22 protein-coding genes, 4 tRNA genes and 1 pseudogene are annotated in these 24077 nt (G+C 63.2%); 10 read left to right on the top strand and 17 right to left on the bottom strand.

From position 1 onward, the window contains the following. The first annotated feature begins 8 nt into the window (after positions 1–8). Positions 9–377, top strand: a complete 369-nt coding sequence (locus OH705_RS03685; protein WP_023629735.1) for an Mpo1-like protein — start codon at positions 9–11, stop codon at positions 375–377. An 85-nt stretch (positions 378–462) separates the two neighbouring features. On the opposite strand, the gene OH705_RS03680 is transcribed toward OH705_RS03685, so the two are convergent. From OH705_RS03680 to OH705_RS03670, 3 genes are all read right to left on the bottom strand, one after another. Then, a complete protein-coding gene (locus OH705_RS03680) occupies positions 463–1260 on the bottom strand; it encodes an acyl-CoA thioesterase (RefSeq protein WP_094011288.1) in 798 nt (265 codons plus the stop codon). A gap of 83 nt (positions 1261–1343) precedes the next feature. Continuing rightward, positions 1344–2111: a CHAD domain-containing protein gene (locus tag OH705_RS03675; RefSeq protein WP_094011287.1), complete on the bottom strand. Its 768-nt coding sequence runs from the start codon at positions 2109–2111 to the stop codon at positions 1344–1346. Positions 2112–2125: 14 nt separating this feature from the next. After that, positions 2126–2404 carry a hypothetical protein gene (locus OH705_RS03670; protein WP_046854892.1) on the bottom strand — a complete coding sequence of 93 codons (279 nt, stop codon included), beginning with the start codon at positions 2402–2404 and terminating at the stop codon, positions 2126–2128. A gap of 158 nt (positions 2405–2562) precedes the next feature. Here OH705_RS03670 and OH705_RS03665 point away from each other — a divergent pair, with 158 nt between their 5' ends. Beyond that, positions 2563–3606, top strand: a complete 1044-nt coding sequence (locus tag OH705_RS03665; RefSeq protein ID WP_046854891.1) for a patatin-like phospholipase family protein — start codon at positions 2563–2565, stop codon at positions 3604–3606. 78 nt (positions 3607–3684) lie between these two features. On the opposite strand, the gene OH705_RS03660 is transcribed toward OH705_RS03665, so the two are convergent. From OH705_RS03660 to OH705_RS03610, 11 genes are all read right to left on the bottom strand, one after another. Continuing rightward, complete coding sequence (locus tag OH705_RS03660) at positions 3685–5544, bottom strand: SurA N-terminal domain-containing protein (RefSeq protein ID WP_094011286.1); 1860 nt, start codon at positions 5542–5544, stop codon at positions 3685–3687. A 180-nt stretch (positions 5545–5724) separates the two neighbouring features. Then, positions 5725–5997: an HU family DNA-binding protein gene (locus tag OH705_RS03655; protein WP_094011285.1), complete on the bottom strand. Its 273-nt coding sequence runs from the start codon at positions 5995–5997 to the stop codon at positions 5725–5727. A 153-nt stretch (positions 5998–6150) separates the two neighbouring features. Continuing rightward, the gene (gene lon, locus OH705_RS03650; protein WP_046854889.1) at positions 6151–8547 is read right to left on the bottom strand and encodes an endopeptidase La; all 2397 of its coding nucleotides are present in this window, start codon (positions 8545–8547) and stop codon (positions 6151–6153) included. 153 nt (positions 8548–8700) lie between these two features. Next, positions 8701–9984 carry an ATP-dependent Clp protease ATP-binding subunit ClpX gene (gene clpX, locus OH705_RS03645; RefSeq protein WP_031314790.1) on the bottom strand — a complete coding sequence of 428 codons (1284 nt, stop codon included), beginning with the start codon at positions 9982–9984 and terminating at the stop codon, positions 8701–8703. A gap of 108 nt (positions 9985–10092) precedes the next feature. Further along, positions 10093–10734 carry an ATP-dependent Clp endopeptidase proteolytic subunit ClpP gene (clpP, locus tag OH705_RS03640; RefSeq protein ID WP_023629742.1) on the bottom strand — a complete coding sequence of 214 codons (642 nt, stop codon included), beginning with the start codon at positions 10732–10734 and terminating at the stop codon, positions 10093–10095. 91 nt (positions 10735–10825) lie between these two features. Then, positions 10826–12139: a trigger factor gene (tig, locus tag OH705_RS03635; RefSeq protein ID WP_094011284.1), complete on the bottom strand. Its 1314-nt coding sequence runs from the start codon at positions 12137–12139 to the stop codon at positions 10826–10828. A gap of 248 nt (positions 12140–12387) precedes the next feature. After that, entirely contained in the window at positions 12388–12687 is a 300-nt protein-coding gene (locus OH705_RS03630) for a DUF6388 family protein (RefSeq protein ID WP_267301048.1), read from the bottom strand. A 151-nt stretch (positions 12688–12838) separates the two neighbouring features. Next, positions 12839–12914, bottom strand: a tRNA-His gene (locus OH705_RS03625). A gap of 36 nt (positions 12915–12950) precedes the next feature. Next, positions 12951–13035 (bottom strand) — tRNA-Leu (locus tag OH705_RS03620). A gap of 57 nt (positions 13036–13092) precedes the next feature. Further along, positions 13093–13168: transfer RNA gene (locus OH705_RS03615), tRNA-His, on the bottom strand. Positions 13169–13202: 34 nt separating this feature from the next. Then, positions 13203–13279, bottom strand: a tRNA-Arg gene (locus tag OH705_RS03610). Between the two features lie 255 nt (positions 13280–13534). On the opposite strand from OH705_RS03610, the gene folD reads away from it, so the two are divergent. The 8 genes from folD to OH705_RS03570 all read left to right on the top strand — a co-directional run bounded on the left by folD (position 13535) and on the right by OH705_RS03570 (position 20466). Next, positions 13535–14389: a bifunctional methylenetetrahydrofolate dehydrogenase/methenyltetrahydrofolate cyclohydrolase FolD gene (gene folD, locus OH705_RS03605; protein WP_160290970.1), complete on the top strand. Its 855-nt coding sequence runs from the start codon at positions 13535–13537 to the stop codon at positions 14387–14389. 204 nt (positions 14390–14593) lie between these two features. Then, positions 14594–15511 carry a citrulline utilization hydrolase CtlX gene (gene ctlX / locus OH705_RS03600; protein ID WP_031314792.1) on the top strand — a complete coding sequence of 306 codons (918 nt, stop codon included), beginning with the start codon at positions 14594–14596 and terminating at the stop codon, positions 15509–15511. A 19-nt stretch (positions 15512–15530) separates the two neighbouring features. Further along, a complete protein-coding gene (locus OH705_RS03595; RefSeq protein ID WP_094011283.1) occupies positions 15531–16577 on the top strand; it encodes an ornithine cyclodeaminase in 1047 nt (348 codons plus the stop codon). A 249-nt stretch (positions 16578–16826) separates the two neighbouring features. After that, positions 16827–17609, top strand: a complete 783-nt coding sequence (locus OH705_RS03590) for an ABC transporter substrate-binding protein (RefSeq protein WP_038706451.1) — start codon at positions 16827–16829, stop codon at positions 17607–17609. 111 nt (positions 17610–17720) lie between these two features. Next, a complete protein-coding gene (locus OH705_RS03585) occupies positions 17721–18428 on the top strand; it encodes an ABC transporter permease (protein ID WP_267301043.1) in 708 nt (235 codons plus the stop codon). After that, positions 18425–19138: an ABC transporter permease gene (locus OH705_RS03580; RefSeq protein WP_023629748.1), complete on the top strand. Its 714-nt coding sequence runs from the start codon at positions 18425–18427 to the stop codon at positions 19136–19138. Before OH705_RS03585 ends, OH705_RS03580 begins: the two co-directional genes overlap by 4 nt. A gap of 4 nt (positions 19139–19142) precedes the next feature. Continuing rightward, positions 19143–19961 (top strand): ABC transporter ATP-binding protein, encoded by an 819-nt coding sequence (locus OH705_RS03575; RefSeq protein WP_244891319.1) that lies wholly within the window; start codon positions 19143–19145, stop codon positions 19959–19961. 13 nt (positions 19962–19974) lie between these two features. Continuing rightward, positions 19975–20466: an Lrp/AsnC family transcriptional regulator gene (locus OH705_RS03570; protein WP_267301040.1), complete on the top strand. Its 492-nt coding sequence runs from the start codon at positions 19975–19977 to the stop codon at positions 20464–20466. A 282-nt stretch (positions 20467–20748) separates the two neighbouring features. Here the strand turns inward: OH705_RS03570 and OH705_RS03565 are convergent, their stop codons facing one another. The 3 genes and pseudogenes from OH705_RS03565 to OH705_RS29195 form a co-directional block, all read right to left on the bottom strand. Then, positions 20749–22440, bottom strand: coding sequence for a putative bifunctional diguanylate cyclase/phosphodiesterase (locus OH705_RS03565; protein WP_094011280.1), 1692 nt, complete (start codon positions 22438–22440; stop codon positions 20749–20751). 12 nt (positions 22441–22452) lie between these two features. Next, complete coding sequence (locus OH705_RS03560; RefSeq protein ID WP_416383566.1) at positions 22453–23562, bottom strand: methyl-accepting chemotaxis protein; 1110 nt, start codon at positions 23560–23562, stop codon at positions 22453–22455. Positions 23563–23688: 126 nt separating this feature from the next. Then, a pseudogene (locus tag OH705_RS29195) lies at positions 23689–24000 on the bottom strand (PAS domain-containing protein); the annotation flags it as partial. Between the last annotated feature and the right edge of the window lie 77 nt (positions 24001–24077).

Raw genomic sequence — 24077 nt, 5'->3', positions numbered from 1 at the left:
ATCTGTCCATGAGCAAACGACTGCCCAACCTGCCCGCCTGGCAATGGCGCGGCTACCACCACAATCATCGCCACCCCACCAACCTGGTGCTGCATCTGATCGCCGTGCCGCTGTTCATCCTGGGCGCGCTGCTGGTGTTGTCGGGGCTGTTCGGGCTGGACCTGTCGCAGATCGCCGTGGGTATCATCGCATTGGTAGCCGGCCTCGGCCTGCAACGCCAGGGGCACCGCCTGGAAGCCGAGCAGCCCGAGCCTTTCACCAATCGCCAGGATGCCGTGCAGCGGCTACTCACCGAGCAGTTCATCACCTTCCCGCGCTTCGTGCTGAGCGGCGCCTGGTGGCGGGCCTGGCGCGAGCGGCACAAGCATCGCCACTGACAGAAAACATCGCGGGGCAAGCCCGCAAGCGCCATTGAACGGCGTGGGAGCGGGCTTGCCCCGCGATTGACTTGATGAAGATGGCTCAGGCGAACACGGTCACCGTCTGCCGGCTCAACGCCAGCAACTCCCCTTCCGCCGTCCACAACGCAGCGGCCGCATGCCCATAGCCATCCCTGGCGTACTCGGTCTCGACCACATAGCGGCACCAGTCGAGGGTCGACAGCTGCGGCGTGGGCTGCACGAACTCGATCGTCCAGGTCAGCGTGCTGCCGGCGGCGGGCTGCTTGAGATATGGCAGCAGGCTGGGCGGCCAGGCATCGACCAGCGCCAGCAGGTGCGCCACCCCGACCGGCTCCTCGGCGACATCACGCAGGCGTACCCAACCGCCCATATGCCGTGAGTCATTGCCACTGAACGGCAGGCCGCCCAGCGCCCAGCGAAACGCCACGTGCTGCATGAACTCCGGTGTAATGCCCTTGATGAAAGGCAGCTCCGGTGCCGCCTCGTGCAGCGGCTTCATCGGCATCGCGGCTGGCGCGTCGACCGCCACCACGGAAGGACGACCGGCACCGAAACTACCCTGCACCAGGGTCACCACCTGGCCATCCTGTACGGCGCGTCCCAGCAAGGTGCTGACCGCCTTGCCCTCGCGCAGCACTTCCACCTCCAGGCTGATCGGTACATCCGGCGCCGCCGGGCCAACGAAGGTGATGGCCAGCGAACGCACCGGGCGGTTGTCGTCGAGCTTCTGGCGCATCGCTTCGAGCACCATCGCCGCCATCAGGCCGCCGAACACCGCCCGCCCCTGGGCCCAGCCAGCCGGCACGCTGACCGCCTCGGGGTGAGCGCGCGCGGCTGTCAGCAATTCTGTGAAGTTCATGTGCCAGGGCTCCTGCGCGAAAAGAACCGATAGTAACCAGCGATCACGCCAGCCACAGCCCGCATTTCGGTCATTTACCGGGACTAACGGCGCGCCAGGGCTTTTTGCAATGCCTCGAGAGTCAGATCAGAGCGCCCCTCGGCAGCATGCAGCTCATGCTCCCAGGCCACCTTGCAGCCCGCCAGGTCGCTGTGCTCACGCACCTGCAGCAACCACTGCACGCGGTCATGCCAGTCGCCAAGATCGCCTTGCGCCTTCTTCAACAGACGCTGCAGCTTCTTGCCGGCATGCTCGAGTTGCGGGTAGGCCTCGTCCCCATAGCGAACGCGCTTGATCAGCAGGCGCAGACGATGCCGATCATGGGCCGGATCATCCAGCGCCTTGGCCAGCTTGCGCCATTGTTTCTCCAGGCGCTTGTCGATGCGCCTACGCATGCCTTGCATCAAGCCTTCGCGGTCGGCAGCACGCAAGAACAGCGGGAAGGCGTCGAGGATCGCCAGTACCCGAGTAAGCTGGGCACTGGACGCGACGCCGGCAAAGGTCCGTGCCCTTCCCTCCTGGCGGCGCTCGCCGGCCCGCACATGACCGCGCCCGACCAGTTGCGCGGCCAGCACTTCGCGGTCACGCAACGGTGTGGTGAGCGTGCCCAGTGCCCCCGCCGCTTCCTCCAACTGCTCGACACCCGGCAAGCCACGCAAGGGCCGCAACAAGCTACGCAGCCGGCGCAGGGTGGTGCGCAGGTCGTGCAGCGCCTCGCTGTCGGTATCGGCAGCGAGACGCTCGCGGCAGGCCAGCATTCCCACCTGGAGGGCCAGGACCCTGGAAACCACATGGTCGATCATGCTCGGCATGTGACGCTCCTCACTCAACGCCCGGCGCGGGACTCACGAATGTAGAAACGCGCCTTCTCGGCCTTGCGGGTGCAACCTTCAAAGCCTTCGAACTGCTGCTGGGTCTTGGCGCCGGTCAGCAGCGACAACGCCTTGGAATAGCTCACGGTGCCGGCAAAGCCTTCGGCCTTGGCCAGATCCAGTTCCTTCCAGGCGGCATCGAGCTGGGTCGCGCAACTGTCGCGATAGGCCGTCTTGCCCGCGCAGCCGGCCAGGGCCAGGGCAATCAGAGGAAGGGTGATCCAGGCTTTCATCGGTAATACCTCGAGGGTGAAAAACTAAGGTGGCCGTTCGACGGCACAGCAAACGAAAAGTGCCCTGCTCAGCGTAGTTCAGCGCGGGCTACATTGAAGCACAGGTGCCATTAGGTGCATTGTTGGACCATGGTTGCACAGCTGCAGGGGGAATAGTCATGGGCAAACGCGTGGCATTGGTACTGGGCTCCGGTGGCGCCCGAGGGTATGCGCACATCGGCGTGATCGAGGAAATCGAACGGCGCGGCTACGAGATCGCCTGCATCGCCGGTTGCTCCATGGGCGCGGTGATCGGCGGCATCTACGCCGCCGGCAAGCTCGACGAGTACCGCAGCTGGATCGAGAGCCTGGACTACCTCGACGTGCTGCGCCTGGTCGATGTCAGCTTTCGTCTGGGCGCCATTCGTGGCGACAAGGTGTTCGGGCAGATCCGCAAGATCGTCGGCGAGATCAACATCGAACAGTTGCGCATTCCCTACACGGCAGTCGCCACCGACCTGACCAACCAGCAGGAAATATGGTTCCAGGAGGGCTGCCTGCACCAGGCCATGCGCGCCTCGGCGGCCATCCCCAGCCTGTTCACCCCGGTGGTGCAAGGCAATCGCATGCTGGTCGATGGCGGAATTCTCAATCCGCTGCCGATCGTCCCGGTGGTGTCCAGCCACTGCGACCTGATCATCGCCGTCAACCTCAACGCAACCAACCAGATGCAGTATCAGTTGCCGGTGATCGAGCGTCCGGCGGCGTTCAAGATGCGTTTCGACGCCTTGATCAGCTCGCTGGGGTCGCGCCTGCCGTTCCGGCGCAAGCCGGCCGAACAGCTGATCCGCCTGGAGCAGGAGATCGTCGCCGAAGGGCTCGCCGCATCCAACCCCTGGCTGGGCGAGAGCGCCGAACCGCAAGGCCAGCAGCCGGCAGCGGCGCCGCAGAGCGAAGGCGCGCCCAAGTCGGCCACCGGCTCGTTCATCGTCGACAACGTCGGCCCGGCGTCCCTGCTGGACCTGATCAACCAGAGTTTCGAAGTGATGCAGACGTCGTTGGCGCAGTACAAGATCGCCGGGTATCCGCCGGATGTGCTGATCAACGTTCCCAAGCGGGTATGCCGCTTCTTCGAGTTCTACAAGGCGCCGGAGCTGATCGCCCTGGGGCGGGAGATTGCCCGGGACACGCTGGACAATCATGAAGGGGTTCGGCGCTCCTGAGGCCATCGCGATGGCGCCATCAAGCACACAAACGAAACAGGCCGCATTAAGCGGCCTGTTTCGCGATCAGCACACGACTCAGTAGCGGGTGATGTCGGCACTGCCTTCCAGCAGCTTGCGATAGGCCGCGAAGTCCTGCGAACCGGCACGCGATGCGAGGTAGCGACGGATCTGCGCTTTCTCTTCATCGGTGGCGGCGGCACCTTCGTTGACGCCCTTCAACTGCAGGACCACCAGGCTGCCATCCCCCAGCACCACGCTGCCGTAGACCGGCTTGTCCTTGGCCGCTGGTTTGCCGAGGCGGAACACCGCCTGCAGCTCGGCCGGATCGATGCCGTCCTGGCCACGAGTGACCGCTTCATGGAGCTTCCAGCCCTGACCTTCGGCCTTGACCGAGCCATCGCGCAGGCCAGCGATCAGTTTGTCGGCCTTGGCCTTGAGTTCGGCAATCGCCTTCTCCTTGGCCAGGTGCTCGCTGATGTTCTTGGCCACGGCCTCCAACGGCAGCTGCTCGGGCTTGCGGTGCTCCTTGACGCGCACGACCACCACGGTTTCCGGGTCGAGTTCGATGGCGTTGCTGTTGGCGCCCTCTTCCAGCACCTGCTCGCTGAACGCGGCCTGGATCACCGCACGGTTGGCAGTGATGCCTTCGCCGCCCTCGCGACCGAAGGCAGCGGAGGTGTGTACCTTCAGGCCCAGATCCTGGGCCGGCTGGGCCAGGTCGGAAGCTTCGAAGGCGGTGTCTTCAAGCTGCTTGGTGGCCTCGACGAAGCGCTGCTCCACCTGCTGGGTCTTCAGCTCGTGGGTCAGTTTGTCCTTCAGGCTGGCGAAGCTCGGTACATCCGGCGCCTGCACGCCCAGCAGCTTGATCAGGTGGTAGCCGAACTCGGTGCGCACCGGTGCCGATACCTGGTCCTTGTTCAGCTTGTACAGCGCGTCCTCGAAGGCCGGGTCGTACACGCCAGGGCCGGCGAAGCCGAGGTCACCACCGGTGTTGGCCGAACCCGGGTCCTGGGAGAATTCCTTGGCCAGTTTGGCGAAGTCCTCACCCTTGTCCAGGCGCTGCTGGATCTCTTCGATGCGGGCCTTGGCCTTGGCATCGTCAGTCTTGTCGTTGACCTCGATCAGGATGTGCGCGGCATGGCGCTGCTCGCCCAGATTGGCGATTTCCTTCTCGTACAGGGCCTTGAGCTCGCCGTCGTCGACCTTGACCTGGTCGAAGAAGGCCGACTTCTTCAGCTCGAGGTAATCGATGACCACTTGATCCGGGGTCATGAATTCCTTGGCGTGCTGGTCGTAGTGCGCCTTGACCTCGTCATCGCTCACCTTGACCGCGGCCGGATCGGCCTTGAAGGTCTGCGAGGCGAAATCACGGGTCTGCTTCTCGAGGCGGGCGAAGGCCTCGACCTGCTTGTCGGTGACGAAGCTGCTGCCGGCAAGGCCGGTGCGCAGCTGGCCGATGAGCATTTCCTGGGCGAGCATCTCGCGGAACTGCATGCGGCCGTAGCCCATCTGGCGGATAACCGAATCGAAGCGCTCGGCGCTGAACTTGCCATCGACCTGGAATTCAGGCGTCTGCAGGATCAGCTGATCCAGCGCTGCCTCGGAAAAAGCGAACTTGGCGTCTTCGGCACCCTGCAACAGCAGCTTGCGATCGATCAGCCCCTTGAGCGCGGCCTCGCGCAGCATCTTCTCGTCCAACAGCGCAGGGTCGAAATCCTTGCCCAACTGTTGCATCAGCTGGCGGCGCTGCATGTCCACGGCCTGGCTCAGCTCGTTCTGGCTGATGGTCTGGCCGTTCACCTTGGCGGCGTCCTGGCTATGGCTGGCGGCCTGGAAAATGGCCTCGAAACCGGTCAACGCCATCAGTACGACGATGAGGCCGATGATGGTCTTGGCAATCCAACCTTGTGAATTGTCCCTGATATTCTGCAGCATGCGTCCCCCAGAAACGGCTGTACCACTGCGTCGACAACCGCGGAGCGTGGGTAGAATCCTGATAGAAGAAAGGCGCATCCAGTGGATGCGCCTTTTCGAAGCGAGCGTGCCAGCGGGAACGTTTGCGACCCGCCGTCACGCGGTCGGCCCTGGCGACGCCTGGGCCGGCTGAAAGACGACTTAGTTGACGGCGTCTTTCAGGCCCTTGCCAGCTTTGAAGCCAGGAACCTTGGCGGCAGCGATCTTGATGGCTGCGCCGCTTTGCGGGTTGCGGCCGGTGCGCTCAGCGCGCTCCTTGACCGAGAAAGTACCGAAACCTACCAGTACTACATCGTCACCTTGCTTAAGGGCGCCGGTGACGGATTCGATGACTGCGTCCAGCGCACGGCCGGCTACAGCTTTCGGGATGTCAGCGGATGCGGCGATAGCGTCAATCAGTTCCGACTTGTTCACTCTAAGTCCCCTTATTTCTCTATTGAGTTTGTTTCTAAGTATGTAATGAAAAGCTTATGAAACGAGCGCTGGGTGGCCTGTTGACACTGGCGTGCCGCTTTATAGCAAGGGGCCGAAAATGCTGTCAACCAAAGCCCCCCAGCGAAATACGTACTAGTGCGTGCTGATTCTTTCCTTAGCATCGCCGTCGCGCTTCTCATCTTTCGCGACAATCTCCGGAGCCACATCTGGCAAGGGCTCCGGGGCGTATTGCAGCGCAATTTGGAGGACTTCGTCAATCCATTTGACCGGTTTGATCTGAAGATCCTGTTTGATGTTTTCCGGAATCTCCTTCAAGTCCCGAACATTCTCTTCCGGAATGATCACCGTCTTGATGCCGCCACGGTGTGCCGCCAGGAGTTTTTCCTTGAGCCCGCCAATGGCCAGAACCTGGCCACGCAGGGTGATCTCACCGGTCATCGCCACATCGGCGCGAACCGGGATCTGGGTCAGGGCCGACACCAGCGCGGTGCACATGCCAATACCGGCGCTAGGGCCATCCTTGGGCGTGGCACCTTCGGGCATGTGTATGTGAACGTCGCGCTTCTCGTGGAAGTCTGCAGCGATCCCCAGGCTTTGAGCGCGGCTGCGCACCACCGTCTGCGCGGCAGTGATCGACTCGACCATGACGTCGCCGAGCGAACCGGTCTTGATCAATTGCCCCTTGCCGGGAATGACTACGGCCTCGATGGTCAGCAGTTCGCCACCGACCTGGGTCCAGGCAAGGCCGGTGACCTGGCCGATCTGGTCCTGCTGCTCGGCCAGGCCATAGCGGAACTTGCGCACGCCCAGCAACTGCTCCAGCTGCTCGCCGGTCACCTTGACCTTCACCTGTTTGGCGCCGGTGTGCTCCTTGACCACCTTGCGGCAGACCTTGGCGATCTGGCGCTCCAGACCACGCACGCCGGCCTCGCGGGTGTAGTAACGGATGATGTCGCGGATGGCCGAAACGTCGACCTCCAGCTCATCCTTCTTCAAACCATTGGCCTTGACCTGCTTGGGCACCAGGTACTTGACCGCGATGTTGATCTTCTCGTCCTCGGTGTAGCCCGGCAGCCGGATGACTTCCATGCGGTCAAGCAGCGCCGGCGGGATGTTCATCGAGTTCGAGGTGCACAGGAACATCACGTCCGAGAGGTCGTAGTCGACCTCCAGATAGTGGTCGTTGAAGTTGTGGTTCTGCTCGGGGTCGAGCACCTCAAGCAACGCCGAGGCCGGGTCGCCGCGCATGTCGCTGCCCATCTTGTCGATCTCGTCGAGCAGGAACAGCGGATTGCGTACACCGACCTTGGTCATTTTCTGAATCAGACGACCGGGCATCGAACCGATGTAGGTACGACGGTGACCACGGATCTCGGCTTCGTCACGCACGCCCCCCAGGGCCATGCGCACGAACTTGCGGTTGGTGGCGGCGGCGATCGACTCGGCCAGCGAGGTCTTGCCCACGCCAGGTGGACCGACCAGGCACAGCACCGGGCCACGGATCTTCTTCACCCGCTTCTGCACGGCGAGATACTCGAGGATGCGTTCCTTGACCTCTTCCAGGCCGTAGTGGTCCGCGTCGAGGATCTCCTCGGCCTTGGTCAGGTCCAGGCGCACCTTGCTCTGGGCCTTCCACGGCACCTGCACCAGCCAGTCGAGGTACGAGCGCACCACGGTGGCTTCGGCCGACATCGGCGACATCTGCTTGAGCTTGTTCAGCTCGGCCTGGGCCTTGGCCAGGGCATCCTTGGGCAGGCCTGCGGCGTCGATGCGCTTTTTCAGCTCCTCGACTTCGTTGTGACCTTCGTCGCCATCGCCGAGCTCCTTCTGAATGGCCTTCATCTGCTCATTCAGGTAGTACTCGCGCTGGCTGCGCTCCATCTGCTTCTTCACGCGACCACGGATGCGCTTCTCGACCTGCAGCAGGTCGATCTCCGCATCGAGCAGCGCCAGCACGTGCTCGACACGCGCCTGCAGCTCGACGATCTCGAGGATCTCCTGCTTCTGCTCGATCTTCAACGCCATGTGCGCGGCCATGGTATCGACCAGGCGGCCAGGCTCTTCGATGCTGTTGAGCGACGACAACACTTCGGCCGGGACTTTCTTGCCCAGTTGCACGTATTGCTCGAACTGCGACAGCAAGGTGCGCACGAAGACCTCGGACTCGCGCTCGGCGGTCTCGACTTCGTCGATCAGGCTGACTTCGGCACGGATATGGCCATCGACTTCGTTGAAGCGCTCGACAGCGCCACGCTGCTCACCCTCGACCAGCACCTTGACGGTGCCATCGGGCAGCTTGAGCAGTTGCAAGACGGTGGCGACGGTGCCCACGCGATACAGGGCGTCTTCGCCTGGATCGTCGTCGGCAGGATTCTTCTGGGCCAGCAGGAGGATCTGCTTCTCGCCCGTCATCGCGGCCTCGAGGGCCTCGATGGACTTCTCACGCCCCACGAACAGTGGGATGACCATGTGCGGATAGACGACAACGTCACGCAATGGCAAAAGAGGCAAGTCGAGGGTGGTCTTCATGATTTCGCCTCTACAGCGGCCATGTGGCCGGAAACCGTTGGAAATGGTGCTTGGGGCTAATGTGGGGGCAGCCCTGGGAAATTACAAGCGCCCAGGCCATGAAATGCAAAAAGGGGCCCAAAAGGCCCCTTCCTGTTGCTACCCCGTTCCCGATCAGGCGTCGGGAGCGGCCTTGGCTTGCGGCTCGCTGTTCTCGTAGATCAGCAGCGGCTGCGAAGAGCCTTCGATGACGCTCTCGTCGATCACCACCTTGCTGACATCCTTCTGCGAAGGGATCTCGTACATGGTGTCGAGCAGCACGCCCTCGAGGATCGAACGCAGGCCACGGGCGCCGGTCTTGCGCTCCAGGGCCTTGCGCGCGACGGCCTTGAGCGCATCACTGCGGAACTCGAGGTCGACGCTTTCCATCTCGAACAGCTTGGCGTATTGCTTGGTCAGCGCGTTCTTCGGCTCGGTGAGGATCTGCATCAGCGCAGCCTCGTCCAGCTCGTCCAGCGTCGCCAGAACCGGCAGACGGCCCACGAACTCCGGAATCAGGCCGAACTTGACCAGATCGTCCGGCTCGACCTCACGCAGCGACTCGCCGACCTTCTTGCCCTCTTCCTTGCTGCGCACTTCGGCACTGAAACCGATGCCGCCCTTGGTGGAGCGGTTCTGGATGACCTTTTCCAGGCCAGAGAACGCGCCACCGCAGATGAACAGGATGTTGCGGGTATCGACCTGCAGGAACTCCTGTTGCGGGTGCTTGCGACCGCCTTGCGGCGGTACCGAGGCAACGGTGCCCTCGATCAGCTTCAACAGCGCCTGCTGCACGCCCTCGCCCGAGACGTCACGGGTGATGGACGGGTTGTCCGACTTGCGCGAGATCTTGTCGATCTCGTCGATGTAGACAATGCCCATCTGGGCCTTTTCCACATCGTAGTCGCACTTCTGCAGCAGTTTCTGAATGATGTTCTCGACGTCCTCACCAACATAACCGGCTTCGGTCAAGGTGGTGGCATCGGCAATGGTGAACGGTACGTTCAGCAGGCGCGCGAGTGTCTCGGCCAGCAGCGTCTTGCCCGAGCCGGTCGGCCCGATCAGCAGGATGTTGCTCTTGCCCAGTTCGACTTCGTCGCCCTTCTTGTCACGCTGGTTCAGGCGCTTGTAGTGGTTGTACACCGCTACTGCCAGCACCTTTTTCGCGCGTTCCTGACCAATGACGTACTGGTCCAGGATACCGCTGATTTCTTTCGGCGAGGGTAGCTTGTGCGCGTTGCTCTCGGCCTGGGCTTCCTGCACCTCCTCACGGATGATGTCGTTGCACAGGTCGACGCACTCGTCGCAGATAAATACCGAGGGGCCGGCAATCAACTTGCGCACTTCGTGCTGGCTTTTGCCGCAGAAGGAGCAATAGAGCAATTTGCCGTTGTCCTCGCCGTTACGGGTGTCAGTCATTCGATCGATCCAATCCGGTAGGCTTGAAACACAAGATGAAGGCAATCGCTGGCTTTTTCAAGTCCGCGGGTAGGCGCATTCTGCACCCACCCGCCCTGGCGCATTGCTTCAGGATGCCAGTTGCCGCTTGTCGTAGACCGAGTCGATCAGGCCGTACTCGGCCGCGCGCGCAGCGCTCATGAAGTTGTCACGCTCGGTGTCGCGCTTGATGGTTTCCAGCGGCTGGCCGGTGTGATGGGCCAGCAGCTCGTTCAGGCGCGCCTTGATGTTGAGGATTTCCTGGGCGTGGATCTCGATATCGGTCGCCTGGCCCTGGAAGCCGCCCAGCGGCTGGTGAATCATCACCCGCGAGTTGGGCAGGCAGTGGCGCTTGCCGGCGGCACCTGCCGCGAGCAGGAAGGCGCCCATGCTGCAGGCCTGGCCAATGCAGATGGTCGAGACGTCCGGCTTGATGAACTGCATGGTGTCGTAGATCGACATGCCAGCGGTCACCGAGCCGCCTGGGGAGTTGATGTAAAGATGGATATCCTTGTCCGGGTTTTCCGCCTCAAGGAACAGCAGTTGCGCCACTACCAGGTTGGCCATGTAGTCCTCTACAGGGCCGACCAGGAAGATCACGCGCTCCTTCAGGAGGCGCGAATAGATGTCGTAGGCGCGTTCGCCACGGGCGGACTGCTCGATAACCATCGGGACCAGGCCGCCCGCGGCCTGGATGTCAGAGCTCTGCTGAATATAAGAATTGCGGGACATGTCCTGCGCTCACTCCCAAATAGTCATGGCTTGAATACGCACAAGCCAGCGCGAAGGCTGGCTTGTGGGGGTTTCCTACGAGAGTAGCCTGTTACTCAGCGTCGGCAGCTGCCTGGGCTGGTTTCACGGCTTCTTCGTACGAGACCGATTTGTCGGTCACAGTCGCTTTCTGCAGGACAGTATCTACAACTTGTTCTTCCAGTACAACCGAACGCACTTCGTTCAGCTGCTGGTCGTTCTTGTAGTACCAGGCGATGACCTGCTCAGGCTCCTGGTAGGCCGAGGCCATCTCTTCGATGACTTCGCGAACCTTGGCTTCGTCCGGCTTCAGGTCGAACTGCTTGACCACTTCGGCAACGATCAGGCCCAGGACCACGCGGCGCTTGGCCTGCTCTTCGAACATCTCGGCTGGCAGTTGCTCAGGCTTGATGTTGCCACCGAACTGCTGAACGGCCTGCACGCGCAGACGGTTGACTTCGTTTTCCACCAGGGCCTTCGGCACGTCGACCGGGTTGGCGGCGAGCAGACCGTCCATGACCTGGTTCTTGACCTTGGTCTTGATGGCCTGGCGCAGTTCACGCTCCATGTTCTTGCGAACTTCGGCGCGGAAGCCTTCCAGGGTCGACTCCTTGATGCCGAACTGGGCGAAGAAGGCTTCGTTCAGCTCTGGCAGCACAGGGGCAGAAACGCTGTTGACAGTAATGGTGAACTCAGCAGCCTTACCGGCCAGATCCAGGTTCTGGTAGTCCTCTGGGAAGGTCACGTTGACCACGCGCTCTTCGCCAGCCTTGGCGCCAACCAGACCTTCTTCGAAGCCTGGGATCATGCGGCCGGAGCCCAGCACCAGCTGGGTGCCCTTGGCCGAACCACCGGCGAAGGCTTCACCGTCGATCTTGCCGACGAAGTCGATGTTGACCTGGTCGTCGTTCTGCGCGGCGCGCTCGACGGCCTCGAAGCGGGTGTTCTGCTTGCGCAGGACTTCCAGCATGTTGTCCAGGTCGGCGTCAGCCACTTCGGCGCTCAGGCGCTCGACGGCGATCGAGTCGAAACCGGCAACGGTGAACTCAGGGAAGACTTCGAAGATGGCGACGAACTCGAGGTCCTTGCCTTTTTCGAACGACTTTGGCTCGACGGCAGGCGCGCCGGCCGGGTTCAGCTTCTGCTCGACGATGGCTTCGTAGAAGGACGCCTGGACCAGGTCACCGAAGGCTTCCTGACGGGCATCGGCCTCGAAACGCTGGCGAATCACGCTCATCGGCACCTTGCCCGGGCGGAAGCCCGCGATCTTGGCGCGCTTGGCAGTCTGCTGCAGACGCTTGTTGACTTCGTTCTCGACGCGCTCGGCCGGAACGGCGATGGTCATGCGGCGCTCGAGAGCGGAAGTGTTTTCAACAGAAACTTGCATGGATATTCCTCGTTGCACAGACGTTAGCCGGCGATAACCCGACTCCAGAATCAAGGGCGAACATTCTAGTGACTCGCGCACCAGAAGTCACCCCACCCGGATTGTCGGCGAAACACGCCGGTCGATTTCCCTGGAAGGCCCGCACGACGGGGCGTCGAGCCTATTCATATAACGACCGCGCGCCACCTCGAATGCCGCGCAGTTGTAAAACCTTGTCAAACAAACAACAGCCTGGGCGATCGCCAGTTTTATTGCGGCTCGATATCGTTGAACTGGCAGTATTCTTCCCAAGCCAGGCCCAACGCCTCGGCCACCTCGCGGTGCACTTCCAGGCGCATGGCCTGCAACTGCTCCGGCGACTCGGCGATCAACTGCAACGCGTACTCCCAGGGCTGGACACCCTGCTCCTGGGCTGCATCCTCGAACGCCCACTCGATCTGCTGGGCCTGCTCGCTGGCATCCAGCTCACGGATTTCTTCGAGCAACTGCGGATTGGCCTCGGCAAAACGCTGCAGCGCCAGGGCCTGGCGCGCCTCTTTTGCAATCATTTGCGCTACTCCTCTGGCAGCCTGTTCGGCCAAGCATTCAACCGGCTGAAATCTAACAGCTTTTATCGCCTGACCACCAGTAGCCACAGGCACCGGATGACAGAAACAAAAAAGGCGCCCGATCATTCGATCCGGGCGCCTTCTGAAAATATGGGGTGGACGATGGGAATCGAACCCACGACAACCGGAATCACAATCCGGCGCTCTACCAACTGAGCTACGCCCACCATAATGCAGTGTTGCGGTACAGCCTTACAGAAACATGGTGCGGACGAAGAGACTCGAACTCTTACAGCTTGCGCCGCTGGAACCTAAATCCAGTGTGTCTACCAATTTCACCACGTCCGCATGAAACGCTTAGAACAAGGGCGCCGGATCATTCAATCGAGGCGCCCCTGAAAAATCTGGGGTGGACGATGGGAATCGAACCCACGACAACCGGAATCACAATCCGGCGCTCTACCAACTGAGCTACGCCCACCATAACGCGTTACTGCTTACTTGCCCGAGCCTAATGGCGCACCCGGCAGGACTCGAACCTGCGACCATCCGCTTAGAAGGCGGATGCTCTATCCAGCTGAGCTACGGGCGCTTAAGCTTCCAGCCAAGCCGAACAAGTGAATCACTTATTCTGCCTGGCTTTGCCAACCCGTGCCAGGCAGTGCCCGACAAGTGCGGCGAATCTTATAGGCGACCCTGAGAGGCGTCAACACCTTTCGCAAAAAAATTTAAATTATTGAAGGGGTTAGGGGATTTGCCCGACCACCCGCCTTTGCCCTTGGGCCATGTCGTGCGAGAATGTGGGCTTCTTATATATGTTCCCTTCTCGATGGTTAATCACGCGTCTATGACTGCACACCTTATCGATGGCAAGGCGATCGCCGCCAACCTGCGCCAGCAGATCGCCCAACGTGTCGCCGAGCGCCGCCAGCAGGGCCTGCGCACGCCAGGCCTGGCGGTGATCCTGGTCGGCAGCGACCCGGCCTCCCAAGTCTATGTCTCGCACAAGCGCAAGGACTGTGAAGAGGTCGGCTTCATTTCCCAGGCGTTCGACCTGCCCAGCGATACCACGCAGCAAGCCCTGGCCGATCTGATCGACCGGCTCAACGACGACCCGGCAGTCGACGGTATTCTCCTGCAACTGCCGCTGCCGGAGCACCTGGACGCCTCGCTGCTGCTCGAGCGCATCCGCCCGGACAAGGACGTGGACGGTTTCCACCCCTACAACATCGGCCGCCTGGCCCAGCGCATCCCGCTGCTGCGCCCCTGCACCCCGAAAGGCATCATGACCCTGCTGCACAGCACCGGCCAGGACCTGTACGGCATGAACGCGGTGATCGTCGGCGCATCCAACATCGTCGGCCGGCCAATGGCCATGGAGCTGCTGCTGGCCGGCTGCACCGTCACCGTCTGCCACCGTTTCACCAAGGACCTGGCCGGCCACGTCGGCCGCGCCGACCTGGTGGTGGTCGCTGCCGGCAAGCCGGGGCTGGTCAAGGGTGAGTGGGTCAAGGAAGGCGCCATCGTCATCGACGTCGGCATCAACCGCCAGGAAGACGGCAAGCTGGTTGGCGACGTGGTCTACGAGACCGCCCTGCCCCGGGCCGGCTGGATCACCCCGGTGCCGGGCGGCGTGGGCCCGATGACCCGGGCATGCCTGCTGGAGAACACCCTGTATGCGGCTGAAGAGCTGCACAAGTAATACTGTGTTCCGGCAATAAAGAAAACGGCGCCCTTCGAGGCGCCGTTTCTCTTTGACTCCCCCACCATAGCTGCATACAGCCGATTCGGCTGCCATCCCATCCACTTCAGCTGTTTCTGGCTGCTCCCCACTCACGCTTCAGCCGGGATTTCTTCCCGATCCCCCCGACAATGGTCACACAGCCCACCCGTGGATGCGTGCCCAATGCAAACAACAAATACCGTCCTCATGATTCGCCCGGCGCGGTTCGCCTTCAACCCCGACACCGCCGCCAACAACCGCTTCCAGCAAGCGCCGCTGGACCCAGAGACCGCCAGCGCAAAGGCCCTGGAAGAGTTCGACGGCTACGTCGACTGCCTGCGCCAGCACGGCGTCGACGTACTGGTGGTACAGGACACCCCCGAACCTCATACCCCTGACTCGATCTTCCCCAACAACTGCTGGAGCAGCCATGCCGACGGCAGCCTGGTGCTCTACCCGATGGAGGGCAAGAACCGCCGCCTGGAACGCAGCAAGGGCGTACTGGGCGTGCTGAGCGAGCGCTTCGCCATCCAGCGCACCGTCGACCTGAGCCCGCTGGAACAGCAGAATCTGTTCCTCGAAGGCACCGGCAGCATGGTCCTGGACCGTGAGCACCGCATCAGCTACGCCTGTCACTCCGGGCGCACCCACGAACGCGCCCTGCGCCAGTTCGCCGAGCACCTGGACTACCGCCTGTGCCTGTTCCACGCGGTGGACCGCCAGCAGGCGCCGATCTACCACAGCAACGTGATGATGAATGTCGGCCGCCAGCTCGCCGTGGCCTGCCTCGATGCCCTGCCCCACCCAGACGAACGCCGCGCACTGGAACATTCGCTGCGCGACACCGACAAGCAGGTGCTGGCGCTGAACTTCGATCAGCTGGAGAACTTCGCCGGCAACATGCTCGAGGTCCACGATCGCGACGGCCGCTCGCTGCTGGTGATGTCTCGCAGCGCCTGGCGCTCGCTCGATGCGCAGCAGCGCCGCCAGGTCGAACGCCACAGCCATCCGCTGGTGGTGAACATCGACCATATCGAACGCATCGGCGGCGGCAGCGCCCGCTGCATGCTCGCCGAAATCCACCTGCCCTCGCGCCACTGACCCGTCAAGGAGAACCATCATGACCCGCTACATCGACGTAAATGACCTCGCCCGCCTGGTCAACCGCAAGGGCCTGCCCACCTGTCTGGCCGAGATGGCCGAATACATCCGCCAGGACTACCTGCGCTGGCACGACTTCGAGAAATGCGCGCGCCTGGCCAACCACTCGCCGGACGGTGTGATCGAACTGATGCCGGTGTCCGACGCCAGCCTGTACGCCTTCAAATACGTCAACGGCCACCCGAAGAACACCCACAACGGCCTGCTCACCGTGATGGCCTTCGGCGCCCTGGGCGATGTCGATACCGGCGCGCCGGTGCTGCTCAGCGAGATGACCCTGACCACCGCCATCCGTACCGCCGCCACTTCGGCCCTGGCCGCCCGCTACCTGGCGCGCCCGGACAGCAAGCGCATGGCGCTGATCGGCAACGGCTCGCAAAGCGAGTTCCAGGCCATCGCCTTCCATACCCTGCTGGGCATCGAGGAGATCCACCTGTTCGACATCGACCGCAAGGCTTCGGAGAAACTGGCAGCCAACCTGGCAGGCTACCCGCAACTGAAGCTGACCATCGCCGGCAACGTGGCCGAGGCAGTGCGCGGGGCCGACATCGTCACCACGGTTACCGCCGACAAGGCCTACGCCACCATCCTCACCCCGGAACTGATCGAACCGGGCATGCACCTCAATGCCGTGGGCGGCGACTGCCCGGGCAAGACCGAACTGCACCGCGACATCGTCGAGCGTGCCCGGGTGATCGTCGAGTACGAACCGCAGAGCCGGATCGAAGGCGAGATCCAGCAGATGCCCGCCAACTCACCGACCACCGAGTTCTGGCAGGTGGTCGAGGGCAGCGCCGCAGGCCGCGAGAACGTCGGGCAAGTCACGTTGTTCGACTCGGTCGGCTTCGCCCTGGAGGACTACTCGGCGCTGCGCTATGTACTCGACGTGGCCCGCGCCCTGGACATCGGGCACGACATTGCGCTGGTGCCTGAACTCGAGAACCCGAAGGACCTGTTTGCCTTGCTGCAGCCAAAAGGGCGTGAGCGCAAGGCCAGTGCTGCCTGACCTTACACGCGGGGCCGCTTGGCGGCCCCAATGACCGAAACGGCTGTCGCACATCCATAAATCTTTGTCGGAACAGCCGTTTCGGCTGCAAGTGGCCCACTAACAGCCGAATCCGGCCTCCCACGCGCTGGCAAACGACACAAAAAACCTGTCTATCTCGCGCATTCTGAGCGCGACCCATGAGTCAATGACGGACCTACAAGCTTCAACCGCCCTACTACCAATAACAACACCCAGGGACCCAAGACCATGTTCTCCATGCGAAAACGCCTCGGCGTGCTGCTGTTCTCGTTGTGTGCCACCAGCGTTGCCCAGGCCAAGGAGTGGACCGAGATCCGCTTCGGCGTCTTCCCCGAATACCCACCTTTCGAATCCGTCGCCGCCGATGGCAGCCTGCAAGGCTTCGACATCGACCTGGGCAATGCCATCTGCGCCAAGCTGCAGGTCAAGTGCACCTGGGTGCACAACGAGTTCGACGGCATGATCCCGGCCCTGCGCGCCCGCAAGTTCGACGCCATCATGTCGTCCATGGCCGTCACCCCGGCACGCCTGAAGCAGATCGACTTCACCAGCCGCCTGTTCCTCAGCCCCACCTCGGTGATCGTGCGCAAGTCGGCCGACTTCGGCGACACCACCGAATCGCTCAAGGGCAAGCAGGTCGGTGTGCTCCAGGGCTCGTTGCAGGAAGCCTACGCCCGCGCCGTGCTGGCGCCGCAGGGCGCGCAGGTCAAGGCCTACCAGAGCCAGGACCAGAACTACGCCGACCTGATCAATGGCCGCCTCGACGCCACCGTCACCGACAAGCTCGAAGCCCAGCTCAACTTCCTCTCCAAGCCCGAAGGCGCCGACTTCAAGAGCGGCCCGGCGATCAAGGACCCAACCTTGCCGCTGGACATCGCCATGGGCCTGCGCAAGAACGATCCCGAACTCAAGGCCCTGCTCGACAAGGGCATCGCCATGATCCATGCCGACGGCACCTACGCCGAGATCCAGAAGAAGTATGTCGGCGACGTGGATATCTACAACGAGTGACCTAATGCGCCGATCGCGGGGCAAACCCGCTCCCACGGGTTGACGACTGCGTGGGAGCGGCGATGCGGCGACCCGACTTGCCCCGCGACGGCCTCCCCGCGAGATCCTGTCATGAACGACCTCCTCTCTCACGGCCTGCAAGGCTTCGGCCCGCTGCTGGCCCAGGGCATCTGGATGACCCTCAAGCTGGCCCTGCTGTCACTGGCGCTCAGCCTCGCACTGGGTCTGATCGGCGCCAGCGCCAAGCTGTCGCGATCAAGGCTGCTGCGTCTTCCGGCCACCCTCTACACCACGCTGATCCGCAGCGTTCCCGACCTGGTGTTGATCCTGCTGATCTTCTACAGCATGCAGATCTGGCTCAACGACCTGACCGAGATGCTGGGCTGGAACTATGTCGAAATCGACCCGTTCAGCGCCGGCGTGGTCACCCTGGGCTTCATCTACGGCGCCTACTTCACCGAGAACTTGCGCGGCGCCATCCTCAGCGTACCCGCCGGGCAACTGGAGGCCGCCACCGCCTATGGCCTGAGCCGGGCACAGCGGTTTCGACTGGTGCTGTTCCCGCAGCTGATGCGCTTCGCCCTGCCGGGACTGGGCAACAACTGGCTGGTGTTGCTCAAGTCCACCGCGCTGGTGTCGATCATCGGCCTGGCCGACCTGGTCAAGGCCGCGCAGAACGCCGGCAAGACCACCAATGACATGCTGTTCTTCCTGTGCCTGGCGGGCCTGGTCTACCTGGTCATCACCACCTTGTCCAACCGCCTGCTCAAGCACCTCGAGCGGCGCTACAACACCGGCATCAAGGAGCTGGCGCGATGATCGAACTCCTTCAGGAATACGGGCTGGCCTATCTCTACAGCGATGGCACCGGCCTCTCGGGCCTGGCCATGACCCTCTGGCTGTTCCTGGCCAGCATGGTGCTGGGCTTCGCCTTGTCGCTACCCCTGGCCTTGGCGCGCACCTCGCGTCATGCCTGGCTGCGCCTGCCGGTACAACTGTACACCTTCGTGTTCCGCGGCACGCCGCTCTATATCCAGCTGCTGATCTGCTACACCGGGCTCTACAGCCTGCAGGTGGTGCGCGACCATGCCCTGCTCGACCAGTTTTTCCGCAACGCACTCAACTGCACCTTATTGGCGTTCGTGCTCAACACCTGTGCCTACACCGTGGAAATCTTCGCCGGGGCCATCCGCAACCTGCCCGCCGGCGAGCTGGAGGCGGCCCAGGCCTATGGCTTGCGCGGCTGGAGGCTCAACCTGTTCCTGGTGCTGCCCGCCGCCCTGCGCCGCTCGCTGCCGACCTACAGCAACGAGCTGATCCTGATGCTGCATGCCACTTCGCTGGCCTTCACCGCCACCGTCGCCGACATCCTCAAGGTGGCCCGTGACGCCAACGCCGCGACCTTCCTGACCTTCCAGGCCTTCGGCGTGGCCGCCCTGCTGTACATGCTGCTGTCCTTCGCCCTGGTCGGCCTGTTCCGCGTGGCCGAACGGCGCTGGATGCGCTTCCTTGACCCTGTACGAGGCTGAAAACATGACTGCTACCGCACTACCACTTTCCACCTTCGCCCAGGCTCCAAGGGCGCACGCCCATACTGGCGCGATCAAGCTCAGCGTCGAGGGCCTGCACAAGCACTACGGCGAGCACCAGGTGCTCAAGGGCGTCTCGCTGCAGGCGCGCAAGGGCGACGTGATCAGCCTGATCGGCGCCAGCGGCTCGGGCAAGAGCACCTTCCTGCGCTGCATCAACTTCCTCGAGCAGCCCAATGCCGGCAGCATCACCCTCGACGGCCAGACCCTGGAGATCCACCCCGGCACTCGCACCCCGCCACCGGCCCAGTTGCAGAACCTGCGCACGCGTCTGGCCATGGTGTTCCAGCACTTCAACCTGTGGAGCCACCTGACCGTGCTGGAAAACATTTGCCTGGCGCCACGCAAGGTGCTGGGGATCAGCGCCAGCGAAGCCGAGGCGCGGGCGCGCAAGTACCTGGACAAGGTCGGCCTGCCGGCCCGCGCCGCCGAGCAGTATCCGGCGTTTCTCTCCGGCGGCCAGCAACAGCGCGTGGCCATCGCCCGGGCGCTGGCCATGGAGCCGGAAATCATCCTGTTCGACGAGCCCACCTCGGCACTCGACCCGGAGCTGGTCGGCGAAGTGCTCAAGGTGATACAGACGCTCGCCGAGGAAGGACGTACCATGCTCATGGTCACCCATGAAATGGGGTTTGCCCGCCAGGTATCGAGCCAGGTGCTGTTCCTGCACCAGGGCCTGGTCGAGGAAAGCGGCAGCGCCGAGATCCTCGACCGGCCACAGAGCGAGCGCCTGCGGCAGTTCCTCTCCAACCGCCTCAAGTGAAGTCAAGCCGTATATGGATAGCAAGGCCATCAGCTCCACCGCGGCACCGCTGGATCGCATCGACGAAGCGATCATCGACGTGCTGCGCCACCACGGAAGGATCACCTACGAAAAGCTCTCCACCCTCGTGCACCTGACCCCCAGGCCCTGCCTGGAGCGTGTGCGCAAGCTGGAGCGGCGCGGAGTGATCCGCGGATATGGGGCAATCATCGACCTGCAGCAGGTCTCCCCGGGGTTGTCGCTGCTGGTGCTGGTGGCCTTGTCCAACCAGAGCGGGCGCTCGGCGCAGCGGGCCTTCGAAGCCACCGTGCGCACCTGCCCGCAGGTCTACGAGTGCCAGCTGATCAGCGGGCACTTCGACTACAGCCTGCGCATGCGCTGCCGCGACATGGAGCACTACCGGGTGCTGACCGAGACCTGGATGAACAACGACGAGCTGCATATCGACAAACTGGTGGCGCATCCGGAGCTGGCGGCGGTGAAGAGCACGGCGCCCATGACCTGAACGGGTGCTATCCATGTAGCCCCGGCCAGGCGCGCACCACCAGGCTCGCTATTCTTTTCATGCATGAAGCAGCAGCGATCCCTCGCTAACTGCTTCCCCCGCCTCGCCTGGGTGGCATTGCGTAAAGGTTCGACCTGAGCGCCGGACGCTTCAACCACCGCGTACCGGTCGCGCTCGAACGGGTTGACGGCGCCCTGCTGAAAGCACGGGTTCGCCAATGACCAATTTCACGAGAATCATCAAACCGCCTTCCGCCGCCGATAGACAGACCGGCGCCTTCGCTCAGGAGAACTCTTGCCACTGTACAGGTGGGCGGTAATCGGTCACCCACCTTGCCAACTCATCCGCCGGCATGGGGCGGGAAATGCCATACCCCTGAGCCAGCTCGCACCCCAGTTCCATCAGTATCCGGCCATGCTCGACACTCTCCACCCCTTCGGCGATCACCTCACGCCCGAACGCCCGCGCAAGCCCGATCACCGCGCCGGTCAGGGCCAGGTCGTCATGGTCATGCAGGATGTCGCGCACGAAGGACTTGTCGATCTTGATGGTCTGCGCCGGCAGGCGCTTGAGGTAGCTCAGCGAGGAGTAGCCGGTGCCGAAGTCATCCAGGGAAAATCGCACGCCCAATGCACGGCAGGCATCCAGGCAGCGGCCGACCCGCGGCAGGTTGTCGATCGCCACCGACTCGACGATCTCCAGGTCCAGGCGCGCTGGCGACACCCCGGGATGGCGCGCCAGCAAGCGCTCCAGGCGCTGGGCGAAGTCACCGCGCTGCAACTGGCGGGCGGCGATGTTGACGCTCAGTGACCAATCGCGTCCGGACAGCTGCCACTGCTGCAACTGGGTCAAAGCCTGGTCGATGACCCATTCGCCCAGCTCGACGATCAGGTCGGTCTGCTCCACAAAGGGCAGGAACTCCCCCGGCGGTACCGGCCCCTTGGAGGGGTGCATCCAGCGCAGCAAGGCTTCGAAACCGATCACTTGTCCACTGCGCATGTTCACCTTCGGCTGGTAGTGCAGGCACAGCTCGCCCTGGCGAAGGGCCTGGCGCACCCGCGCCACGGTCTGGTGGGTGGCCTTGAGCTCAAGTTCCTGGGACACGTCGAACAGGTGGTAGCGATTGCGTCCGCGCTGCTTGGCCACATACATGGCCTGGTCGGCGTGGCGCACGAGGGTGTCGGCATCCTCGTCGTCCTGCGGGAACAGGGTGACACCAATGCTCGCGCTCAGGCTCAACGGCTGCTCGCGTACCGTGTAGGGCGCGGCCAGCGCCTGGAGAATGCGCCGTAACGCGGCATCCAGCTGCTGCGGACCTTCGATATGCCGCAGGATCAGCACGAACTCGTCCCCTGACAGGCGCGCCACGGCATCACCGCCACGCAGGATGTGCTGCAGGCGTTGGGCGACCTCCACCAGCAGCAGGTCGCCAGTGGCATGGCCATAGCCATCGTTGACCGCCTTGAAACCATCGAGGTCGAGCATGCATACCGCCAGGGGAATGCTTTCGCGGCGAGAGAACGCCAGGGCTTGGTTGAGCAGGTCGGACAAATAGGCGCGGTTGGGTAGCCCGGTCAGCACGTCGTGCCCCACGCGCCACTGCAGGGTGTGCAACAATTGACGCTTCTCGGTGACGTCGAAGCGGATCGACACATACTTGCGCACCTTGCCGGTCTGCGGGTCGATCAGCGGTACCATGGTGCTGTCCACCCAGTACAGCGAGCCGTCCTTGGCCCGGTTGCAGATTTCGCCCTTCCATACCCGGCCAGCTGCCAAGGCGCGCCACATCTCGAGGAAGAAGGTCGGCTCGTGCAGCCCGGAATTGAGGATGCGATGGTTGGCACCCAGCAGCTCCTCGCGGCTATAGCCTGAGATGCTGCAGAACTGCTGGTTGACGTAGGTAATGCAACCGCGCAAATCGGTTTCGGAAAAGATCGCGGCCGCATCGACAGCCGCGCGGTAATTGTCGTCCATAAGCCTCGCAACCTAGCGGTTGAAGCGTTCCACCAGGGCGCGCAGCCCGGCGCACACCTGCTCGAGCTCCGCGCCGCGCACGGCGGCGGCATTGGCGCGGTGCGCGCTCTGCTGGACCGTGCCCGCCACCCCATTGATTTGCCGCGAGACATCCTCGGCAACGCTGGATTGCTCATGCGAAGCAGCGGCCATCTGCTGACTCATGTCACTGATGCGCTGCACGGCGTGGCGGATGCCCTGCAACGCTTCCTGAGTCAGGGCGACCTGGGTCACGCCCTGTTGCGCGCCCTCGATACCCTGGCTGGCGATGCTCACCGCCTGCTCGGCGCCACCGCGCAAACTGTCGATGATCGACTGGATATGCAGCGTGGATTGGCGGGTCTTGTCAGCCAGGGCCCGCACTTCGTCGGCGACCACCGCAAAGCCACGGCCCTGCTCCCCGGCGCGGGCAGCTTCAATGGCGGCGTTGAGCGCCAACAGGTTGGTCTGCTCAGCAATGGCGCGGATCATCCCGGCCGCCTCGGCGATGGCGCCGGTCTGACCGGCCAGATCGTTGACCGCCTGGTTGATCTGCCCGACCGTACCGGCCAGGCTCTGGATCGCAGCCCCCGTGGCGTCGGCCACCTGGCTGCCCTGCCCGGCCAGCAGGTGCGCGGTCTGCGCCTGCTCGGCGGTGAGTTGAACGTGGCCAGCAACCTCGCCGATCGAGGCCGCCATCTCAGTCATGGCGGTGGCGGTCAGGTCAGTCTCGGCACGCTGTTCCAGCAACGCCGATTCGGTGCTGCGTGAAAGCCGCCCGGCATCCTGGGCGGCGCCGGCCATCTGCGCGGCAAGGTCGCTCAAACGAGTCAGCGCGGTCTTCAGGCGCGCCTCCTCGCTGACCAGGATCAACTCCAACTGCCCGGCGGCGCCCGGCAGGTCACTGTAGGTCAAGGCCACAACCGGGTCGCTGAAGGCGTTGTCGGCCACCCGGACGATGCGCTGCAAGTGCAGCCCCATGCGGCCATGCGCCCACAGCCCGACGCCGGCGAACAACGCCAAGGTCAAGCCCTGTGCAGGTAGATCTGGGAGCAACTGGTGGCCGGCAATGGCCAGGGTCCCAGCCAACACTGGCAGCACCATGGCCCGGCCGAGCAATGCCACACGCCGGGCCGGCGACAGCGCTGCCTTGCCGTCGCGCAGCCGGGCATACAACGCCTCGGCACGGGCCACCTGCTCCCGGGTCGGGCGCACACGCACCGACTCGTAGCCGATCACCTGGCCATTCTCGAGCATCGGCGTGACGTAGGCGTTGACCCAATAGAAGTTGCCGTTGCGGCAACGGTTCTTGACGATGCCCATCCAGCTGTGGCCCGCCTTGAGGTACTGCCACATCCGTTCGAACACCGCCTCGGGCATGTCCGGATGGCGCACCAGGTTGTGCGGGCTGCCGATCAGCTCTTCCTGGCTAAAGCCGCTGATGGCGGCGAACTCGGCGTTGCAATAGGTAATCAGGCTGGCCGTGTCGGTGGCCGAAATGAGCCGCTGGTGCTCGGGAAAACTTTGCTCGACCGGATTCACCGGCAGGTTTTGACGCACGACAAGACTCCCTTCATACACCGCCCGACACGCGGCCTGACAGAAGGCCAGGGGCGCCG

It is taken from the genome of Pseudomonas sp. BJa3 (genome assembly GCF_026343815.1).
Taxonomy (GTDB): Bacteria; Pseudomonadota; Gammaproteobacteria; order Pseudomonadales; family Pseudomonadaceae; genus Aquipseudomonas; species Aquipseudomonas soli.
This window is presented reverse-complemented; position numbering and strand designations above follow the sequence as displayed.

What these genes read in the sequence shown, in the direction of transcription:
- clpX (WP_031314790.1), bottom strand. Translation starts at nt 9,984, where the DNA reads ATGACTGACACCCGTAACGGCGAGGACAACGGCAAATTGCTCTATTGC.
- OH705_RS03630 (WP_267301048.1), bottom strand. Translation starts at nt 12,687, where the DNA reads ATGATTGCAAAAGAGGCGCGCCAGGCCCTGGCGCTGCAGCGTTTTGCC.
- OH705_RS03570 (WP_267301040.1), top strand. Translation starts at nt 19,975, where the DNA reads ATGGATAGCAAGGCCATCAGCTCCACCGCGGCACCGCTGGATCGCATC.
- tig (WP_094011284.1), bottom strand. Translation starts at nt 12,139, where the DNA reads ATGCAAGTTTCTGTTGAAAACACTTCCGCTCTCGAGCGCCGCATGACC.
- OH705_RS03670 (WP_046854892.1), bottom strand. Translation starts at nt 2,404, where the DNA reads ATGAAAGCCTGGATCACCCTTCCTCTGATTGCCCTGGCCCTGGCCGGC.
- OH705_RS03575 (WP_244891319.1), top strand. Translation starts at nt 19,143, where the DNA reads ATGACTGCTACCGCACTACCACTTTCCACCTTCGCCCAGGCTCCAAGG.
- OH705_RS03580 (WP_023629748.1), top strand. Translation starts at nt 18,425, where the DNA reads ATGATCGAACTCCTTCAGGAATACGGGCTGGCCTATCTCTACAGCGAT.
- OH705_RS03590 (WP_038706451.1), top strand. Translation starts at nt 16,827, where the DNA reads ATGTTCTCCATGCGAAAACGCCTCGGCGTGCTGCTGTTCTCGTTGTGT.
- OH705_RS03660 (WP_094011286.1), bottom strand. Translation starts at nt 5,544, where the DNA reads ATGCTGCAGAATATCAGGGACAATTCACAAGGTTGGATTGCCAAGACC.
- clpP (WP_023629742.1), bottom strand. Translation starts at nt 10,734, where the DNA reads ATGTCCCGCAATTCTTATATTCAGCAGAGCTCTGACATCCAGGCCGCG.
- OH705_RS03585 (WP_267301043.1), top strand. Translation starts at nt 17,721, where the DNA reads ATGAACGACCTCCTCTCTCACGGCCTGCAAGGCTTCGGCCCGCTGCTG.
- OH705_RS03560 (WP_416383566.1), bottom strand. Translation starts at nt 23,562, where the DNA reads ATGGTGCTGCCAGTGTTGGCTGGGACCCTGGCCATTGCCGGCCACCAG.
- lon (WP_046854889.1), bottom strand. Translation starts at nt 8,547, where the DNA reads ATGAAGACCACCCTCGACTTGCCTCTTTTGCCATTGCGTGACGTTGTC.
- OH705_RS03680 (WP_094011288.1), bottom strand. Translation starts at nt 1,260, where the DNA reads ATGAACTTCACAGAATTGCTGACAGCCGCGCGCGCTCACCCCGAGGCG.
- OH705_RS03595 (WP_094011283.1), top strand. Translation starts at nt 15,531, where the DNA reads ATGACCCGCTACATCGACGTAAATGACCTCGCCCGCCTGGTCAACCGC.
- OH705_RS03685 (WP_023629735.1), top strand. Translation starts at nt 9, where the DNA reads ATGAGCAAACGACTGCCCAACCTGCCCGCCTGGCAATGGCGCGGCTAC.
- OH705_RS03565 (WP_094011280.1), bottom strand. Translation starts at nt 22,440, where the DNA reads ATGGACGACAATTACCGCGCGGCTGTCGATGCGGCCGCGATCTTTTCC.
- OH705_RS03675 (WP_094011287.1), bottom strand. Translation starts at nt 2,111, where the DNA reads ATGCCGAGCATGATCGACCATGTGGTTTCCAGGGTCCTGGCCCTCCAG.
- folD (WP_160290970.1), top strand. Translation starts at nt 13,535, where the DNA reads ATGACTGCACACCTTATCGATGGCAAGGCGATCGCCGCCAACCTGCGC.
- ctlX (WP_031314792.1), top strand. Translation starts at nt 14,594, where the DNA reads ATGCAAACAACAAATACCGTCCTCATGATTCGCCCGGCGCGGTTCGCC.
- OH705_RS03665 (WP_046854891.1), top strand. Translation starts at nt 2,563, where the DNA reads ATGGGCAAACGCGTGGCATTGGTACTGGGCTCCGGTGGCGCCCGAGGG.